The following is a 17504-nucleotide window of genomic DNA, read 5'->3' as shown; positions in this document are numbered from 1 at the left end:
GAATCGGGGGAGGACCAGGTGCGGGGCTGGACTCAACGCTGCAGGTGGGTGATCACCCACCTGCTCTGGAACGCCGGGGAGCCGGATCCACGCGTGCTCCAGTCGTCGTTCACGCTCATCCTGCTGGTCGCGCTCGGGCTCCGCGTGCTCGGCGAGGGGCCGGTCGGCCTGCTCTCCTGGCCGGTCGCGGGCGTGGCGCTGTCCGTGGTCGGGGCCGCCGTCGTGCTGGCGGCGCCCGCCTCCCGCCTGCCCGTGCTGGCCCGGGGGCTGGCCGTCGTCCACATCGCCGCCCTGGGCGCCCTGGCCGAGGGGTCCGACTTCGACGCCGCCTCGCCCCTGGTGGTGCTCCCCGCGATCTGGCTCGGCCTCGAGCTGGGCCTGCGGGGCGCCGCGCTCGCCACGACCTCGACGATCGCCTTCATCACCGTCCCCGGCCTCCTCTCGCACGGCGCCGACCTGGTCACCGTCGAGCGCCTGCTGGTGCTGCCGGCGCTGGCGGGCTTCGGCGCGTTCGCGACCACGGCTGCCCTGACCGCCGCCAACGCCGCCCAGGGCAAGGCGGAGGCGCGCGAGACCGAGCTCGAGGCCGCCATGGAGGTGATCGAGCGCAACCGGCGCTCGGCGTCCGCGATCTTCGAGGCCGTCGACGTCGGCCTCGCCCTGCTCGACCGCAACGGCCAACCGCTGCTCATCAACCACCGGCTGGCCGAGTTCTCCGAGCTCGCCTACCCCGCGGGCGACCTGAGCGACCCCCAGGTCTACGACGAGTGCGGCACGACGCAGCTCCACATCGACGACGTACCGACCGCACGCGCGCGGCGCGGCGAGGAGTTCGACGACGTCCGGGTCTGGATCGGCGGCGAGGAGCAGTCGAGGCGCGCGATGTCGATCTCCGCCCGCCGGGTCGAGGACCCGAACGGCGATCTCATCGGCGCTGCCGTCTCCTACACCGACGTCACGGACTTCATGCGTGCGCTCCAGGTGAAGGACGACTTCATCGCCCTCGTCTCGCACGAGCTGCGGACGCCGCTGACCTCGATCGTCGGCTACGTCTCGGTCGCCCTGGAGCGCGCCGACCTCGACCCGCTGCTGCGCAAGCACCTCGAGGTGGTCGCCCGCAACGGCCAGCGGCTCGAGCGGCTCGTGGGCGACCTGCTCGAGGAGGTGCAGCACTCCGGGAGACCGGTGCCACTCCAGGAGCAGGGCACCGACCTGGCCGTCATCGTGCGGGAGTCCGTGGTCGCGGCCCGCCCGAGCGCCACCCGCGCCGGCGTCCACCTCGAGGTCGAGGTGCCCGAGGCGATCGCCTTCACCGGCGACCCGCAACGGCTGGCGCAGGTCGTCGACAACCTCGTCTCGAACGCGATCAAGTACACGGGCTCCGGCGGCCGCGCCCACGTGCGCGCCAGCGTCGACGGCGCCTGCGCGGTGATCCGGGTGCGCGACACCGGCATCGGGATCAAGCGCGAGGACCAGGGCCAGCTGTTCACCCGCTTCTTCCGCACCCGGGAGGCCACGCTGAGCGCCATCCAGGGCGTCGGGCTCGGTCTCTCGATCAGCAAGTCGATCGTGGAGAGCCACGGCGGCCTGATCGAGGTCGACAGCGAGCTCGGTCGCGGCAGCGAGTTCCGCGTCGTCCTGCCGATGCAGGCCGAACGGATGGCGTCGTGAGGGCGGGCGCGAGGAGCGTGGTCCACGCCGTCGGCGCCGCCTTCTGGCGGTTGGTCTGGCTCCGCGGTGAGCCCGACCCACGCATCCTCCAGCTCGGGTTCACCGTCCTGCTCGCGGTCGAGGCCGGCCTGCGCGTCCTCGGCGGCGTCCCGGTCGCCCCGGACAGCTGGGTGGTGCGGGCGCTCCTGCTCTCCGTGCTGCTGACGGTCCTGTCGTGGTGCGTGCCGGGCTCGCGCCGTCGTACGTCGATCTCGGCGATCGCGATCCTCGACATCGGGGTGGTCGGGGTCGCCCTGCTCACCAACGAGGACGGCGGGCTGGGCCTGCTGGTCGTGCTGCCCGCACTGTGGCTGGGCCGCCGGTACGGCGAGTGGGGCGCCCTCGTGTCGGTCGTCGCCTGCCTGGTGCTGGTCACGGTCCCCGGTCTGGGCTACCACGGGGCACACGGCGTCGCGCTGACCTACCTCGTGATGATCCCGCTGATCGCCGGCGTCAGCTCGCTCGCGATCTCCGCGGGGCTCGAGGTCGCCCGCTCGGCCCAGGCCCGCGCCGAGCGCGGCGAGGCCGAGCTGAAGGCGCACCAGCACACCTCGCAGGCGATCTTCGACGCCGCGGGGGTCGGGCTGATGCTGCTCGGCCGCGACGGGCGGCTGCTGGCGATGAACCAGCAGTACGGCGAGTTCGTCTCGCTCAGCCTGCCGGACGGCGCCGGCCTGGAGTGGCCGGGCCACTGCTTCGCCGCCGACGGCGTCACGCCGCTGCGCGCCGACGAGGTGCCGAGCTCGCGGGCCGCGCGCGGCGAGGAGTTCGACGACTTCCTGATGTGGTCGGGCGACGACCCGCGGACCCGCAGGGCGGTCTCGGTCACCGCCCGGCACGCCGAGAACGAGTCGGGCGCCTTCATCGGCGCGGCCCTGGCCGGCACGGACGTCACCGACCTGATGCGCGCCATGGCGGTCAAGGACGAGTTCATCGGGCTGGTCTCGCACGAGCTGCGGACGCCGCTGACCTCGATCTACGGCTACGTCAGCATGCTGCACGAACGGGACGACCTCCCCGAGATCGCGCTCAAGCAGCTCGGCGTCGTGGCCCGCAGCGCCGACCGGCTGCGGATCCTCGTCGACGACCTGCTGGAGGCCGCACAGGTCACGAGCAACGGGCTCAGCCTCGACCCGGCACCCCTCGACCTGGCCAGCATCGTCGCCGAGGCGATCGCGTCCGCCCGCCCGCACGCGGCGGGTGCCGGCATCGCGCTGGGGGCCGAGCTGCCGACCCAGGTGGGCCTGGTCGGTGACCAGGTGCGGCTGGCCCAGGTGGTCGACAACCTGGTGTCGAACGCGATCAAGTACACGCCGCGGGGCGGCTCGGTGCACGTCACGCTCGACGAGCGGGCGGACGCGGTCGAGCTCGTCGTACGGGACACCGGCATGGGCATCGCCCCGGACGACCTGGAGCAGGTCTTCAACCGGTTCTTCCGGACCCAGCAGGCCGCGGACCAGGCGATCCGGGGCGTGGGTCTGGGGCTCGCGATCACCAAGCAGATCATCGAGGGGCACGGCGGCGCGATCCAGGTCGCCAGCGAGCTGGGTCGGGGCAGCGAGTTCCGCGTGGTGCTTCCCGTGGAGGTCGTCCGCCTCGCCTCCTGAGCTCCACCGGTCGGCGTGGCTAGGCTCCACCCCGTGAAGCGCTCCGTCCGCCAACCCACCCCGCATCCCTCGGGCGCGCGACCGCCGGCGATCCCGAAGGACCTGGTGCCCCGGCACGTCGCCGTGGTCATGGACGGCAACGGCCGTTGGGCCAAGGAGCGCGGCCTGCCCCGGACCAAGGGGCACGAGCAGGGCGAGCACTCCCTCTTCGACGTCGTGGAGGGCGCCATCGAGATCGGCGTGAAGGCGATCTCGGCGTACGCCTTCTCCACCGAGAACTGGAGCCGCTCGCCCGACGAGGTGAAGTTCCTGATGGGCTTCAACCGGGACGTGATCCGCCGCCGCCGCGACGAGATGCACGAGCTCGGCGTCCGGGTCCGCTGGGCCGGCCGCGCGCCGCGACTGTGGAAGTCGGTGATCCGCGAGCTCCAGGTCGCCGAGGAGCTGACGAGGAAGAACGACGTCCTCACCCTCACCATGTGCGTCAACTACGGCGGCCGCGCCGAGCTCGCCGACACGGCCCGCAGCATCGCCCGCGAGGTCGCGGCCGGGCGGCTGGACCCCGAGAAGGTCGACGAGAAGACCTTCGCGCGACACCTCTACGTCCCCGAGCAGTCCGACGCGGACCTGATCTGGCGGACGTCGGGGGAGCAGCGGCTGTCCAACTTCATGCTCTGGCAGGCGGCGTACTCCGAGCTCGTGTTCACCGACGTGCTCTGGCCCGACGTGGACCGTCGGCACCTGTGGCAGGCCATCGACCTGTACGCGCGACGCGACCGCAGGTACGGCGGAGCGCAGCAGTGACCCGTCGGAGCTGGTCGCTGGCCTGGATGGCCGACCCCGGTCGCTTCCAGGTCCTCTTCAGCGTGCTGTACGCCATCGACGTCGGCCTGCGCGTGATCTTCGGCTCGCGGTTCGGACTGCTCAGCGGTCCGGGCCTCGGGCTGGTCGGGGCGGTGGTGCTGCTCGTGCTCGCCGTCGTCGTCCCGTGGGACCGCGTGGACCCGAGGTGGGCGCTGGTCATGCCGATCGGGTCGATCGCCGTCGTCGGCGTGACCCGCCTCGCCCCCGAGGGCGGCAACGGCCTGCTCGCCGTCTTCCCCGCCCTCTGGCTGGGGCGACAGTGGGGGCGGCTCGGAGCCGTCATCGCCGGGGTGTCCACCGTCCTCTTCCTCGTCGTCCCCGGTGCCGTCTACAGCAACGGCGACCATGTCATGGTCCCGCGCGTTCTCTTCATCGCGCTGGTGGTGGTCGTGGCCGCGCTCGTCGTCGCCGATGGCATGGAGCGCGTGCAGGTGCACGAGGGCACGATCGAGCACCAGCGTCGGGTCAGCCAGGCGATCTTCGACACCGTCGACGTCGGGCTGCTCCTCCTGGACCGCGACGGGCACTACGTCGGCATGAACCGTCGGCACCAGGAGTTCATGGAGGTCGGCTACCCGCAGGGCCACGCGGGCCAGGCCGGACAGCTGGGCGAGGTCTTCGACGTCGACGGCCGGACCCTGATGGCCTCCGACCGGATGCCGACCCATCGCGCCAGCCAGGGTGAGGAGTTCGACGACGTACGCATGTGGATCGGCGAGGAGCCGGCGACACGGCGGGCGCTGTCGGTCTCCGCGCGGACCGTGCGCACGGAGGACGGGGAGTTCGCCGGGGCCGCCCTCGCCTACACCGACGTCACCGACTTCATGCGGGCGCTCCAGGTCAAGGACGAGTTCGTGGCACTGGTCTCGCACGAGCTGCGTACGCCGCTGACCTCGATCGTCGGCTACGTCCAGCTGCTCGAGGAGGACGACACGATGCCGCCGCACGCCGTCGAGCAGCTGCGGGTCGTGCACCGCAACGCCGAACGCCTCCGGCGCCTGATCGGCGACCTGCTCGACACCGCCCAGCGCGACGGCAGCCCGATGCCGATCACCCGCACGCAGGCGGACCTCGCCGGGATCGTCGTCGACTCGGTCGAGGCCGCCCGTCCGGTCGCCGACAGCGCCGGCATCGACCTGGTCCTCTCCTCACCCGAGCGGCTGCCCGTGCGCATGGACGCGCAGCGGATCGCCCAGGTCGTCGACAACCTGGTCTCGAACGCCATCAAGTACACCGAGCCCGGCGGCCGCGTCACCGTCCAGCTCGGCACCGACCTGGACTGGGTCGAGATCCAGGTCGCCGACACCGGCATCGGCATCGCGCCCGACGACTGCGAACGCCTCTTCACCCGCTTCTTCCGCACCGAGGACGCCGCGCGCCGCGCTGTCGCCGGCGCCGGCCTGGGCCTCAGCATCACCAAGGACATCGTCGAGTCCCACGGGGGCCGCATCGACGTCGACAGCGCGGTCGGCCAGGGCAGCGTCTTCCGGGTGCGGATGCCTCGCTAGCCGGTCTCGGGCGATGAGCGCCCGGTGGTTGAGGAGGGCCGCCAGGCCCGTCTCGAAACCCCCGCAGCGAAGGCAGGGCGACGAGCGCGGCTTGCTGGCCTCGCGTCGTGCGATGACCAGCCGGTGAGTCGGCCGCCGTCGGCCATCGACTCGGCCTCAGCGGCCGCCGACGGGGAGCGAGACGGTCGGTAGCGGCGGGAGCGTCGCCGATCCGGAGAGTGGCAGCGACGGCACGGTGGGGAGGGCGGTCGGGCTCGGCTGGCGCGCGGACGGCGACGGCGAGGACGTCGGCGGCGCAGGTGTCGGACGGTCCGTCGTGGCGCTGTCCGTGGCGCTGTCCGTGGCGCGTGGTGTCGGCGTCGCGCTCGGCTCGGCGGACTGCGCGGTCGTGGGTGGGCCCGACGTCGGCGCGGGCTGCGTGGGCGACGTCGCGGTCGGGGTGACCGGGGAGGTCGGGACGGGGTCGTCCGGCGACCAGGGTGCCCACGAGGCGTCGGTGGCGGCGGCGATGCCGAGGACGGCCAGCACCGCGACGACCACGGAGGCGACCGCGATGGCCACCCGGGGCCGGCGTCGAGCGGTCGGCGCCGGCTCGGACGCCGCGGCCTCGGCGGCGAGCCGGTCGGTGAGGTCGGGGTCGGTACGGCGCCGGGAGGTGTCCGCGCGGAGGTCGCGTCGCAGCTGCCGACGAGACCGGGGACGGGACATGCCCCGACGATGCCACGGAACCCGTGATCTCGGGGACGGGTGACGCCCCGTCCGGATGGGCACAGTCCGAGCGGGGGCCTGCTCGGGAGGCTGGCAGCTGATGGCGCGCGTTGAGGGAGACGAGCTCGTCGCGCGTGCCCGCACGGGCGACGAGTCGGCGTGGGCCGAGCTGTACGGCGACCACGCGGAGCGGCTCGTGGTGTGGCTCCGGCACGTGCACCGTCCCGACGGGTCGGCCGATGCCGAGGACATCGCTGCCGAGGCCTGGCTGACCGCGGCCCGGCGGCTCGCCGACTTCGAGGGCGACCGTCACGACTTCGCCGGCTGGCTCTTCGGGATCGCCCGCAACGTCGCCCGCCACAGCCATCGCGCGTCGCGTACCCGGCGTACGACGCCCCTCGGCCCCGAGCAGCTGGAGTTCGCCGGCACGCGAGCCGACGTCGGCGACCCGGCCGCGCAGGTCGCCGGCGACGACCTGGCCCGGAGCCTGGTGAGCACGCTGCCCGAGCGGGAGGCCCAGGTCGTCGCGTGCCTCGACGTGGTCGGCCTGGACGTCGCGACCACCAGCCGCGCGCTGGGCATCAGTGCGACCGCCGTCCGCGTCGCGCACCACCGCGGCCTGCGGCGCCTGCGCCAGCGGCTGGCCGCCGATGTAACGCTGCGCGGCGCTGACGGCATGTGAGGGGCAAGACAACTCTCGGGAGGAAACCCATGTCCAAGCTCTTCGCATCACCCACCGGCCGGCTCACCGCCGTCCTCCTCGCCCTGGCCCTCTGCCTGGTCGGCTTCCAGTCCGCCGACGCGAGCGACACCCGCTCCTCGACCGCGAAGCAGCCGGTCGCCCAGACGGCAGCCGGCCAGCTCACCTCGCGGCTGGTCGGCCACACCGGCAGCGGCCGTCAGGTCACCGGCTCGTTCGTGCCGCTCCGGTTCGCACGCCACGACGGCAAGGTGTTCGTCCGTGGCCTGGTGCAGGGCGTCGTGCACGAGAGGAACGGGTCGACCAGCAGGTTCGCCCAGCTGAAGACGGTGCGCGTGAAGTCGATCAACGGCGCGCCCGCGCGGGCCGGCGACCGCGCGGCACTGGCCGCCACCTGCTCGATCCTCAACCTGGTGCTCGCACCGCTCGACCTGGACCTGCTCGGGCTCCGGGTGCACCTCGACCGGGTGGTGCTGACCATCGTCGCCGCCACCGGCGCCGGCAACCTGCTCGGCAACCTGCTCTGCGCGGTCACCGGCCTGCTGGACGGCCTCGGTGCGCTCGGTCAGCTCGTCGCCCTGCTCAACCGGATCCTGGAGATCCTCCGGCTCGGCTGAGGGGAGGGGTACGCCGGCTACCGGCAGCGCGGGCAGGTCCCGAAGATCTCCAGCGCATGGCTGACGTCGGCGTACCCGTGCTCGGCGGCGATGCTGCTCGTCCAGCGCTCGACGGTCGGACCCTCGACCTCGACCGTGGCGCCGCAGGAGCGGCACACCAGGTGGTGGTGGTGGCTGTCGGAGCAGCGACGGTAGATCGCCTCGCCGTCCTCGGTGCGGAGCACGTCGACCTCGCCGGCATCGGCCAGCCGCTGGAGCGTGCGGTAGACGGTGGCGAGGCCGACCTGCTCGCCGCGCTCGCCGAGCAGCTCGTGGATCTCCTGGGCGGAGCGGAAGTCGCCGAAGGACGCCATCGCCTGCATCAGCGCGAGGCGCTGACGGGTGGGGCGGAGGCTGCTCTTCTCAGTGCTCTTCTCAGTGCTCTTCTCAGTGCTCGTCATAGTGCTTCCCGTGCGGCGCGTGCCGGTGCCCGCCGTGGACGTAGTCGACGTGGTCGCCGTGCGGCACCGCGACGTGCCCGCAGTCCTTGCCGTGGGCGTGCGGGTGCTCGTCGATCGTCTGGTGGGGCGCCACCTCGACGACCGGGAAGGGCCGACGCAGCCGCCGGCGCGACCGCAGCCACACGCCGACCGGCCAGGCGACGACGAAGCCGGCGAGCGCGAGCAGCACGATGGTCGGACCGGGGGCGACGCGTCCGTAGTTGGAGGCGTACGCCGAGAGCAGCAGCCCGCCGACGGAGGCGAGCATGCCGAGCACCATCGCCGCACCCAGCGTGCTCCGGAACGACCGGGTGAGCTGTTGGGAGGTGGCCACCGGCACCACCATGAGGGCCGACACGAGCAGGAGCCCGACGGTCCGCATCGCCACCGTGACGCTGACGGCCGCGAGCACGGCCACCAGCAGGTTGTAGAACCGGATGTTCAGACCGGCGACCCGGGCGAACTCCTGGTCCTGCGCGACCGCGAAGAGCTGCGGGGAGAGGCCGACGCAGACCAGCACGACCACCGCGGCCAGGATCATCACCACGATCACGTCGGAGATCGAGGTCGTCGTGATCGCGCCGAAGAGGTAGCTCTGGAGCCGGGCGGCGCTCTGGCCGGCCAGGCCGGTGAGCAGCACGCCGCCCGCGAGGCCGCCGTAGAAGAGCAGGGCGAGCGCGACGTCGCCGTTGGTGTGCCCGCGCTCGCGGATCACCTCGATGAGGACGGCGCCCAGCACCGCGACGACGACGGCCGTCCAGGTCGGCGACGTCCCGGTCAGCAGCCCGAGTGCGACACCGGTGACCGCGACGTGCCCGATGCCGTCACCCATCAGCGCCTGGCGTCGCTGCACCAGGTAGGTCCCGACCGCCGGGGCGGCCAGGCCGGTGAAGAGCGCCGCGATGATCGCGCGCTGCATGAACCCGTAGCCCAGGAGATCCACGAAGTCGCTCATCGGTCGTGCTCCTGGTGCAGGTCCAGCGGCGACGCGACGTGCGGCGCGTGGTCGTGGCGCTCGGGTGCGGCGTGGTGGTGCCCGTGGTCGGGCTCGTACACCTCGTGGCTGGTCAGCGGCGGCCCGTCGTACGCGACCCGGCCGTCGCGCATCACCACCGCACGGTCGATGAGCGGCGCCATCGGACCGAGCTCGTGGGCGACCAGGACGATCGTGGAGCCACGCTCGGAGAGCGTCGCGAGCGTGTCGGCGAGCACCTGCTGGTTGGGCAGGTCGACCCCGGCGGTCGGCTCGTCCAGGAAGAAGAGGTCCGGGTCCCCGGCGAGCGCCCGGGCGATCAGCACCCGTTGCTGCTGTCCTCCGGAGAGCGTGGACACGCCCTCACGTGCGCGGTGGGAGAGACCCACGACCTCGAGAGCCTCGGAGATCGCGGCCCGGTCGCGGTGGCTCAGCGGCCGCAGCAGCCGGCGGTGGGTGAGCCGGCCGGAGGCGACGATCTCCCACACCGAGGCGGGTACGCCGGACGCGGCACCGCCGCGCTGCGGGACGAAGCCGATCCGCCGCCAGTCGTGGAACCGGTCGAGCGGCGTGCCGAAGAGGCTCAGCGACCCGGACGCGAGCGGCCGCAGCCCGGTGAGGGCTCGCACCAGGGTCGACTTCCCGGAGCCGTTGGCGCCCATCAGGGCCACGAACTCCCCGGACCGCACGGTCAGGTCGATCCCGCGCAGGATCGGCCGGCCGGCGATCGCGACCGCCCCGTCCGTCAGCTGCACCACGGAGGAGCTCAACAGCCGTTCGCCTCCTCGAGGGCGGACAGGTTCGAGCGCATGAGGGAAAGGTAGTCCTCGTCCGCGGTCTCGTCGGTCAGGCCCTCGATCGGATCGAGCACCGCGCTGGTGACGCCGGTGTCGTGGGCGAGCTGCTCGGCGGTCTCGGGGCTGACCAGCGACTCGGAGAAGACCGTGGTGACGCCGTCCTCCTGGATCAGCTTCTCCAGCCGGGCCAGGTCGGCCGGAGTGGGCTCGGCGTCGGGGGAGAGGCCGAGGATCGCCTCCATCGTGATGCCGTACCGCTGCAGGTAGCCGAACGCGTCGTGGCTCACGACGACCGTGCTGCGCTCGCAGCCGGTCAACCCGGCCTGGTACTCCTGGTCGAGCTGCTCCAGGTCGGAGCGGAGGTCCGCGGCGTTCGCCGTGTAGTCGTCGGCGTGGTCCGGGTCGACCTTCGCCAGCTGCTTCGCGACGGCGTCGCCGACGTCGGCGAGCAGGACGGGGTCCTGCCAGAAGTGCGGGTCCAGCTCGTCGGAGTCGACCCCGTGGTCGCGGAACGGCACCAGGTCGACCAGGTCGGCGACGTCGAGGGTGTCCCCGGTCGCGTTCTCGTCGACGGCGTCGTCGACCGACGGCTGGAAGCCGCGCTGGTAGAGCACCAGGTCGGCGCCGGCGACGTCGGCCGTCTCCTTGGGGGTCAGCTCCAGGTCGTGCGGCTCGCCGCCGGGGGCGGTGAGGTTCTCGACGTCGGCGTGGCCACCGGCGACCCGGTCGGCGACGTACTGGAGCGGGTAGAACGCCGCCGCGACCTGCACGCCGTCGGCGGAGGTGGCGGAGTCGTCGGTGAACGCGGCGCACCCGCTCAGGACGACCGAGCCGAGCAGGGCGGCGCCGGCAGACGCGGCGGCGAGTCTCTTCATGAGAACGATTCTCAGGTGAAGTGAGAATGATTGTCAACTCAGGGAGTCGGACCTGCCACGCGGATGACCCACGCGGGCCATTAACCGGCGCTCGCCCGGATTCGTAGGTTGCTGGGGCCGGCTCGCTCGGGGCCGTGTCCCGGTCCCGAAGGAAGCCCATGCGCGCGTCCCGTCCCGCTCTCGCCCTCACCGTCGCCCTGTCCGTGCTCGCCGGCCCGGTCGCGGCGTCCGCCGCGCCGGCGTCAGCCCACCGGGCGGCGTCGACGACGATCGACGACCGGCAGCTGGCCCGCTCGAAGGGCTGGTCGTCGGTCCGGCAGAAGGGCGCCTACCGCGCGACGCTCTCCCGGTCGACGAAGAAGAAGGCGACGCTGACCACGAAGGTCACCGCCGGTGCCGGTGGCGCGGTCACGTTCCAGGTCGGCCCCGGGCGCGGGACGGTCCAGGTGGCCGTGGGCAAGCGGACGAGGAAGGTCTCGACCGCCGCCCGGAAGGTCGCACTCCGGACGGTGGGCTTCTCCGGGTCGGGCAAGGTCCGGATCACGGTGACGGCTCCCGGTCGGCGGGGTGTGTACGTCGACCGCGTCGTGCTGACCAAGGCTGCCGGGCCGGGCTCGAGCGGCGCGGCGTACGCCACGGGACCGATCTCGCAGGTCAACACGTCGGCGTCCGGCGCGGGCGCCGACGGCCACGACCTCAACTCCGCCGCCGTGTCGCCCGACGGGACCCGGGTCGCGTTCTGGTCCGACGCGACCAACCTCGTCCCGGGCGTCGCCGACGGCCTGCTGCACCTCTACGTGAAGACGCTGGCCACCGGCGCGATCGTCGCGGTGGACCGGTCGGCGGGCGGCACCCTCGGCAACGACGCCGGCTACACCAGCGAGGCGCGCGTCCTGCGATGGAACCCGAACGGCCACGAGCTGCTCTTCACGACGTACGCGAACAACCTGATCGACGCCTCTTCCTACTCCGGCGGCTCCGGCCCCTACCTGCTGGCCAAGGACCTCGGCGACCAGAGCGTCGGCTTCATCGCCGCCGGCGTGTACGACGCGGCGTGGTCGCCCGACCAGTCCTGGCTCGCCTTCACCTCGCGCTACCTCAACGGCTGCGCCGGGGTCTCGCCCTGTGCGTCCACGACGAACGGCAGCCTCCAGGCGTTCGCCTGGCAGGTCGGCACCACGACGTACGTGCCGGTGAGCGCGAACGGCGCCGGCGTGCTGCCCAGCGACGGCACCGGACCGCTCGACGCCGACGACCTGGTCTGGAGCCCGGACTCCTCGCGGGTCGCGTTCATGTCCTACTCGAAGGAGCTCGTCCCCGGCGACACGAACGCCTCGCGCGACATCTTCGTGAAGTCGCTCCCGGGCGGTGCCATCACCCGGGTGTCGACGACGCCGACCGGCGGGCAGGCCAACAACTCCAGCGACCGGCCGGTGTGGTCGCCGGACGGCTCCCGGATCGCGTTCGCCTCGACGGCCACCAACCTGGTGACCGGCGACGACAACGCCTACGCGGACGTGTTCGTGAAGAACCTCTCCAGCGGCGCGGTCCAAGCCGTCTCGGTCCGCAAGGACGGCGGCTTCCCGCTCGGCGTCAACGGCAGCGACTCACCGAGCTGGTCGCCGGACGGGTCGAAGATCCTCTTCTCCTCGAACGCCGTCGACCTGGTCAGCGGGACCGTGGACAAGAACACCTACACCGACATCTACGTGAAGGACCTCGGCTCCGGGGCGGTGCAGCTGGTGTCGGTGCTGCCCAACGGCATCAACGCCGGCAGCCGCTCGACGCTCTTCGGCCTGGGCGGCACCAGCGGCGCGGCATGGGCGCCGGACAGCAGGTCCGTCTACTTCCTCTCGGCTGCCACCAACCTCGCGCCGGAGGACAACAACGCGTTCGGCAACGACCTCTTCCGCAAGTTCCTCGACTGACCCCGGTAGCGTCCCGCGGGTGATCGTCGTCAACCGGTTCCGCGTGCCCGTCGCCGACGGCGAGACCTTCCGCGCCGACCTCGCGACGGCGCACGAGGCGCTCGCCGCCTGCGCCGGGTACGCCGGCGGCGAGATCGGCCGCAACGTCGACGACCCGGAGCTGTGGGTCCTCAGCACCCGCTGGGAGAACGTCGGCAGCTACCGCCGCGCGCTCTCGTCGTACGACGTGAAGCTGCGGGCCGTGATGGTGCTGGGCCGGGCGATCGAGGAGCCGTCGGCGTACGAGCTGGTGGGCCCGGGCACCACCCTCAATATCGAGTCGCCCCGGTCGTTAGGCTGAACGCTCGCACGTTCCCCTGACCGGCAGCCAGCCGGCCGTGACCCGCAGGAGCTCCATCGTGGCCAAGCCGCCCCCGTCCACCGTCGACCACGTCGTCTCGCTCGCCAAGCGCAGGGGATTCGTCTACCCGTGCGGTGAGATCTACGGCGGCACCCGGTCGGCCTGGGACTACGGCCCGCTCGGCGTGGAGCTCAAGGAGAACATCAAGCGCCAGTGGTGGAAGTCCATGGTCACCATGCGTGACGACATGGTCGGCCTCGACTCGAGCATCATCCTGCCGCGCCAGGTGTGGGAGGCCAGCGGCCACGTCGAGACGTTCACCGACCCGCTGACCGAGTGCCAGTCGTGCCACAAGCGCTACCGCTACGACCACCTCCAGGAGGAGGTCGCGGAGAAGAAGGGGCTCGACGACCCCGACTCCGTCGACCTGTCCACGGTCGCCTGCCCCAACTGCGGCACCCGCGGCGCCTGGACCGAGCCGCGCCAGTTCTCCGGCCTGCTCAAGACCTACCTCGGCGTCATCGAGGACGAGAGCGGCCTGCACTACCTGCGCCCCGAGACCGCCCAGGGCATCTTCATCAACTTCGCCAACGTGGTGACCTCGAGCCGCCAGAAGCCGCCGTTCGGCATCGCGCAGATCGGCAAGAGCTTCCGCAACGAGATCACGCCGGGCAACTTCATCTTCCGCACCCGCGAGTTCGAGCAGATGGAGATGGAGTTCTTCGTCAAGCCGGGCGAGGACGAGGAGTGGCACCAGTACTGGATCGACCAGCGCACCGCCTGGTACGTCGACCTCGGCATCGACCCCGACAACCTGCGCCACTACGAGCACGCGCAGGAGAAGCTCAGCCACTACTCCAAGCGCACCGTCGACATCGAGTACCGCTTCAAGTTCGCCGGCTCCGAGTGGGGTGAGCTCGAGGGCATCGCCAACCGCACCGACTTCGACCTGACGACGCACGCCAAGCACTCCGGCCAGGACCTGTCGTACTTCGACCAGGCCAACAACGAGCGCTACACGCCGTACGTCATCGAGCCGGCGGCCGGCCTCTCGCGCAGCCTGATGACCTTCCTCGTCGACGCCTACACCGAGGACGAGGCGCCCAACACCAAGGGCGGCGTCGACAAGCGCGTCGTGCTCAAGCTCGACCCGCGCCTCGCGCCGGTCAAGGTCGCCGTGCTGCCGCTGTCGCGCAACGCCGACCTGTCGCCCAAGGCCAAGGACCTCGCGATGCAGCTGCGCAGCGCGGGCTGGAACGTCGACTTCGACGACTCCGGCGCGATCGGCCGCCGTTACCGCCGCCAGGACGAGATCGGTACGCCGTACTGCGTCACCGTCGACTTCGAGACCCTCGAGGACGACGCGGTCACGGTGCGCGAGCGCGACACGATGGCGCAGGAGCGGATCAGCCTCGATCGCGCAGTGGCGTACTTCGCCGAGCGTTTCGTCGGCTGCTGAGGCACGTGCGTATGCAGAATGGCGGGGTGATCCCTCGTCTGCTCGGGCCGTCCCTCGCCCTCCTCCTGTCGGCGGGCCTGCTCGCCGGCTGCTCCGGCAGCGACCCGGGCTCGGACTCGTCCGGGGAGAAGTCCGGCGGCGCGAGCGCGTCGGCGAGCGAGACGCCGTACCTGCCGGTCCCGGACGGGGTCACGCTGACCCCGCAGGGCACCCACCTGGAGGTCGGCGACCAGGGGATCGTCGCCTACGAGCCGCGCCAGGACGAGGTCGGCGTGCTCGACCTGACGGTCACCAAGCTGGAGCAGACGACGACCAAGAAGACGCTGTCGGCCTGGCAGCTGACCGACGCGCAGCAGAAGTCGACGCCGTACTTCGTGCACGTGAAGGTGAAGAACGTCGGTGAGTCCGACCTCGGCGGCCGCCGGGTCCCGCTGTACGTCGTCAACGAGGACAACCTCCTGCTCGAGTCGACGCCGTTCGCGAGCTCGTTCGAGGCCTGCCCCAGCACGGCGCTCCCGAAGCCGTTCGGCCCCGGGGCGACCGCGGACGTCTGCCTCGTCTACCTCGCACCCGACCACGGCCAGCTCGAGGCGGTCAGCTTCCGCCCCGAGGAGACCTTCGACCCGATCATCTGGACCGGCGAGATCACCAAGTACGTCCCGCCGAAGCCCGAGAAGAAGAAAAAGAAGAAGCAGTAGCCGGTGGTTGAGGTGCGAGCGGAGCGAGCCTCGAAACCACCACTACCGAGCGATTTGGGCAGGTCTGCGCCCTCCACGGACAATGGCCGCATGTCCTCGCTCACCCTCGGCTCGCTGACGGTCGACGTCCCCGTCGTGCTCGCGCCGATGGCCGGCATCACCAACGCGGCCTACCGGCGGCTGTGTGCCGAGCAGGGCGCGGGCCTCTACGTCTGCGAGATGATCACCAGTCGCGGCCTGGTCGAGGGCGACCAGCACACCCGCGACATGCTCGTGTTCGACGAGCTCGAGACCACCCGCTCGGTGCAGCTCTACGGCACCGACCCGGTCTACGTCGGCAAGGCGGCCGAGATCCTCTGCGCGGAGTACGGCGTCGCACACATCGACCTCAACTTCGGCTGCCCGGTCCCCAAGGTGACCCGCAAGGGCGGCGGCGGGGCGCTGCCGTGGAAGCGCGGGCTGCTCGCCGAGATCCTCGAGCACGCCGTCGCCGCGGCCACGCCGTACGACGTGCCGGTGACGATGAAGACCCGCAAGGGCATCGACGACGACCACCTGACCTACCTGGACGCCGGCCGGATCGCGCAGGAGAGCGGCGCCGCCGCGATCGCGCTGCACGGCCGCACCGTCGCCCAGGCCTACTCGGGCACCGCCGACTGGGAGGCCATCGCGGCGCTCGTCGACCACGTCGACATCCCGGTGCTCGGCAACGGCGACATCTGGGAGGCCGCCGACGCGCTCCGCATGGTCGAGCAGACCGGCGCCGCAGGCGTCGTGGTCGGGCGCGGCTGCCTGGGACGGCCGTGGATCTTCCGCGACCTCGCCGCGGCGTTCTCCGGCGAGCAGGTCGCCACCCTTCCCACGCTCGGCGAGGTGACCGCGATGATGCGCCGCCACGCGGAGCTGCTGTGCCAGCACATGGGGGAGGAGCGGGGCTGCAAGGAGTTCCGCAAGCACGTCACCTGGTACCTCAAGGGCTTCGCGGCCGGCGGCGAGATGCGTCGCTCGCTCGGCCTCGTCAACACGCTCGCCGACCTCGACCGGCTGCTCGCCGAGCTGGACCCCGCGGAGCCCTTCCCGGTCTCCGAGCTGGGCGCCCCACGCGGCCGCCAGGGCTCGCCGCGCGACCGCGTGGTCGTACCCGAGGGCTGGTACGACGACACCGACGGCGCGGGCTCGCACCTCCACGAGGACGCGAACGAGACCACCGGCGGGTGACCTGAAATACCCCGCACGAACCGTTTGAAGATTCCACGAGGTCGGTAGGCCTGTGGTTGACTCGACCGTCGTTGCCGTTTCGTGACCTTCCCCCGGCGGTCCGGCAACACGCCCTGGACGACAACAGCTAAGGATCAGCGCTGTGGCAGAGCATCGCCACAAGCGGGACACCGATGCCCGCCGCAAGCCCCGCGCCGCCACCGTGGCCGCGCCCATCGCCCTGGTGGCGACGGCCTCCGCGGTGACCCTCGGCGTGCTGGCCAGCAACCCCGCCACCACGGGCAGCCTGCTGGCCAAGGACGCGGCCGACATCTCCAGCGTGACGACCTCGCGCGACACGGTCTCCCGGGCCGACGCCCGCCTCGAGCGGGTGGAGCTCCAGAAGGCCTACCAGCGCAACCAGCGCCTCGTCGCGACCCGCTCGGCGATCCGTACGGCGGACACCCGGCTCTGGACGACGACCGACCTCAACCTCTGGGCGGGTTCCGGCAAGGACGCCAAGCAGGACGGTGAGATCGACGCCGGCAAGCGGGTCCTCGTCACCGGCCGCAAGGCCGACGGCCGCGTCGAGGTCGTCATCGACGGCGAGTCCCGCTGGGTCACCGACGGCTACCTCTCCGACGAGAAGCCGGTCACCGCGGCCGCCGGGCTCTCCATGGCGCCCTGCCCCGACCCGAGCGTCGAGAACGGCCTGACCAGCAACGCCGTCTACGTCTACCGCTCCGTGTGCCACGCCTTCCCGCAGATCACGTCGTACGGCGGCTGGGACGCGCACGGCGAGCACTCCTCGGGCCGGGCGCTGGACATCATGACCAGCGACGTGACGCTCGGCAACGCGATCTCCGACTTCCTCAAGGCGCACGCCTCCGAGCTGAAGCTCTACGACATCCTCTGGCGCCAGCAGATCTGGACCCCGGTCCGGGCGAGCGAGGGGTGGCGGACCTTCCCGTCGCGCGGTTCGGCCACGGCCAACCACTACGACCACGTGCACGTCTCGACGTACTGACCTACCTCTAGGCTCGG

The 17504-nt window shown here is 71.9% G+C and carries 17 protein-coding genes; 12 read left to right on the top strand and 5 right to left on the bottom strand.

What is annotated here, in order from left to right:
- Nucleotides 1-48 precede the first annotated feature (48 nt).
- Genes ACFPYL_RS19620 through ACFPYL_RS19605 form a run of 4 tightly spaced genes read left to right on the top strand, consistent with a single transcriptional unit; the run spans nt 49 to nt 5689 of the window.
- Entirely contained in the window at nt 49-1671 is a 1623-nt protein-coding gene (locus ACFPYL_RS19620) for a sensor histidine kinase (protein WP_379158273.1), read from the top strand.
- Between the two features lie 17 nt (nt 1672-1688).
- Complete coding sequence (locus ACFPYL_RS19615) at nt 1689-3317, top strand: PAS domain-containing sensor histidine kinase (RefSeq protein WP_379158270.1); 1629 nt, start codon at nt 1689-1691, stop codon at nt 3315-3317.
- 15 nt (nt 3318-3332) lie between these two features.
- A complete protein-coding gene (locus ACFPYL_RS19610; RefSeq protein ID WP_379158267.1) occupies nt 3333-4121 on the top strand; it encodes an isoprenyl transferase in 789 nt (262 codons plus the stop codon).
- Nucleotides 4118-5689 (top strand): sensor histidine kinase, encoded by a 1572-nt coding sequence (locus tag ACFPYL_RS19605; protein ID WP_379158264.1) that lies wholly within the window; start codon nt 4118-4120, stop codon nt 5687-5689. Before ACFPYL_RS19610 ends, ACFPYL_RS19605 begins: the two co-directional genes overlap by 4 nt.
- 156 nt (nt 5690-5845) lie before the next feature.
- Here the strand turns inward: ACFPYL_RS19605 and ACFPYL_RS19600 are convergent, their stop codons facing one another.
- Nucleotides 5846-6397 (bottom strand): hypothetical protein, encoded by a 552-nt coding sequence (locus ACFPYL_RS19600; protein ID WP_379158261.1) that lies wholly within the window; start codon nt 6395-6397, stop codon nt 5846-5848.
- 100 nt (nt 6398-6497) lie between these two features.
- Here ACFPYL_RS19600 and ACFPYL_RS19595 point away from each other — a divergent pair, with 100 nt between their 5' ends.
- Both ACFPYL_RS19595 and ACFPYL_RS19590 read left to right on the top strand, forming a co-directional pair.
- A complete protein-coding gene (locus ACFPYL_RS19595) occupies nt 6498-7079 on the top strand; it encodes an RNA polymerase sigma factor (protein ID WP_379158258.1) in 582 nt (193 codons plus the stop codon).
- A 29-nt stretch (nt 7080-7108) separates the two neighbouring features.
- Nucleotides 7109-7714, top strand: a complete 606-nt coding sequence (locus ACFPYL_RS19590) for a hypothetical protein (protein WP_379158255.1) — start codon at nt 7109-7111, stop codon at nt 7712-7714.
- A gap of 17 nt (nt 7715-7731) precedes the next feature.
- On the opposite strand, the gene ACFPYL_RS19585 is transcribed toward ACFPYL_RS19590, so the two are convergent.
- From ACFPYL_RS19585 to ACFPYL_RS19570, 4 genes are read right to left on the bottom strand one after another with little or no spacing between them, the layout of a single operon-like run.
- A complete protein-coding gene (locus tag ACFPYL_RS19585) occupies nt 7732-8154 on the bottom strand; it encodes a Fur family transcriptional regulator (RefSeq protein ID WP_379158252.1) in 423 nt (140 codons plus the stop codon).
- Nucleotides 8141-9148 carry a metal ABC transporter permease gene (locus ACFPYL_RS19580; protein WP_379158249.1) on the bottom strand — a complete coding sequence of 336 codons (1008 nt, stop codon included), beginning with the start codon at nt 9146-9148 and terminating at the stop codon, nt 8141-8143. The genes ACFPYL_RS19585 and ACFPYL_RS19580 overlap by 14 nt, the downstream gene beginning before the upstream one ends.
- Nucleotides 9145-9936 carry a metal ABC transporter ATP-binding protein gene (locus ACFPYL_RS19575; protein WP_379158246.1) on the bottom strand — a complete coding sequence of 264 codons (792 nt, stop codon included), beginning with the start codon at nt 9934-9936 and terminating at the stop codon, nt 9145-9147. Before ACFPYL_RS19575 ends, ACFPYL_RS19580 begins: the two co-directional genes overlap by 4 nt.
- Nucleotides 9933-10838 (bottom strand): metal ABC transporter substrate-binding protein, encoded by a 906-nt coding sequence (locus tag ACFPYL_RS19570; RefSeq protein ID WP_379158244.1) that lies wholly within the window; start codon nt 10836-10838, stop codon nt 9933-9935. The genes ACFPYL_RS19575 and ACFPYL_RS19570 overlap by 4 nt, the downstream gene beginning before the upstream one ends.
- Nucleotides 10839-10996: 158 nt before the next feature.
- Here ACFPYL_RS19570 and ACFPYL_RS19565 point away from each other — a divergent pair, with 158 nt between their 5' ends.
- The 6 genes from ACFPYL_RS19565 to ACFPYL_RS19540 all read left to right on the top strand — a co-directional run bounded on the left by ACFPYL_RS19565 (nt 10997) and on the right by ACFPYL_RS19540 (nt 17487).
- Nucleotides 10997-12766: a TolB family protein gene (locus tag ACFPYL_RS19565; protein WP_379158241.1), complete on the top strand. Its 1770-nt coding sequence runs from the start codon at nt 10997-10999 to the stop codon at nt 12764-12766.
- 19 nt (nt 12767-12785) lie between these two features.
- The gene (locus ACFPYL_RS19560) at nt 12786-13106 is read left to right on the top strand and encodes an antibiotic biosynthesis monooxygenase family protein (RefSeq protein ID WP_379158239.1); all 321 of its coding nucleotides are present in this window, start codon (nt 12786-12788) and stop codon (nt 13104-13106) included.
- Nucleotides 13107-13164: 58 nt separating this feature from the next.
- Nucleotides 13165-14565, top strand: coding sequence for a glycine--tRNA ligase (locus tag ACFPYL_RS19555; RefSeq protein ID WP_379158236.1), 1401 nt, complete (start codon nt 13165-13167; stop codon nt 14563-14565).
- Nucleotides 14566-14591: 26 nt separating this feature from the next.
- Entirely contained in the window at nt 14592-15263 is a 672-nt protein-coding gene (locus tag ACFPYL_RS19550; RefSeq protein WP_379158233.1) for a hypothetical protein, read from the top strand.
- Between the two features lie 90 nt (nt 15264-15353).
- On the top strand, nt 15354-16481 hold the full coding sequence (dusB, locus tag ACFPYL_RS19545; RefSeq protein WP_379158230.1) for a tRNA dihydrouridine synthase DusB: 1128 nt from the start codon (nt 15354-15356) through the stop codon (nt 16479-16481).
- 142 nt (nt 16482-16623) lie between these two features.
- Nucleotides 16624-17487 (top strand): mucin-2 protein, encoded by an 864-nt coding sequence (locus ACFPYL_RS19540; protein ID WP_379158227.1) that lies wholly within the window; start codon nt 16624-16626, stop codon nt 17485-17487.
- The last annotated feature ends 17 nt before the right edge of the window (nt 17488-17504 follow it).

It is taken from the genome of Nocardioides hankookensis, from assembly GCF_042658885.1.
Taxonomy (GTDB): Bacteria; Actinomycetota; Actinomycetes; order Propionibacteriales; family Nocardioidaceae; genus Nocardioides; species Nocardioides hankookensis.
The sequence above is the reverse complement of the archived record's forward strand: the minus strand, read 5'-3'. Positions and strand labels throughout refer to the sequence as shown.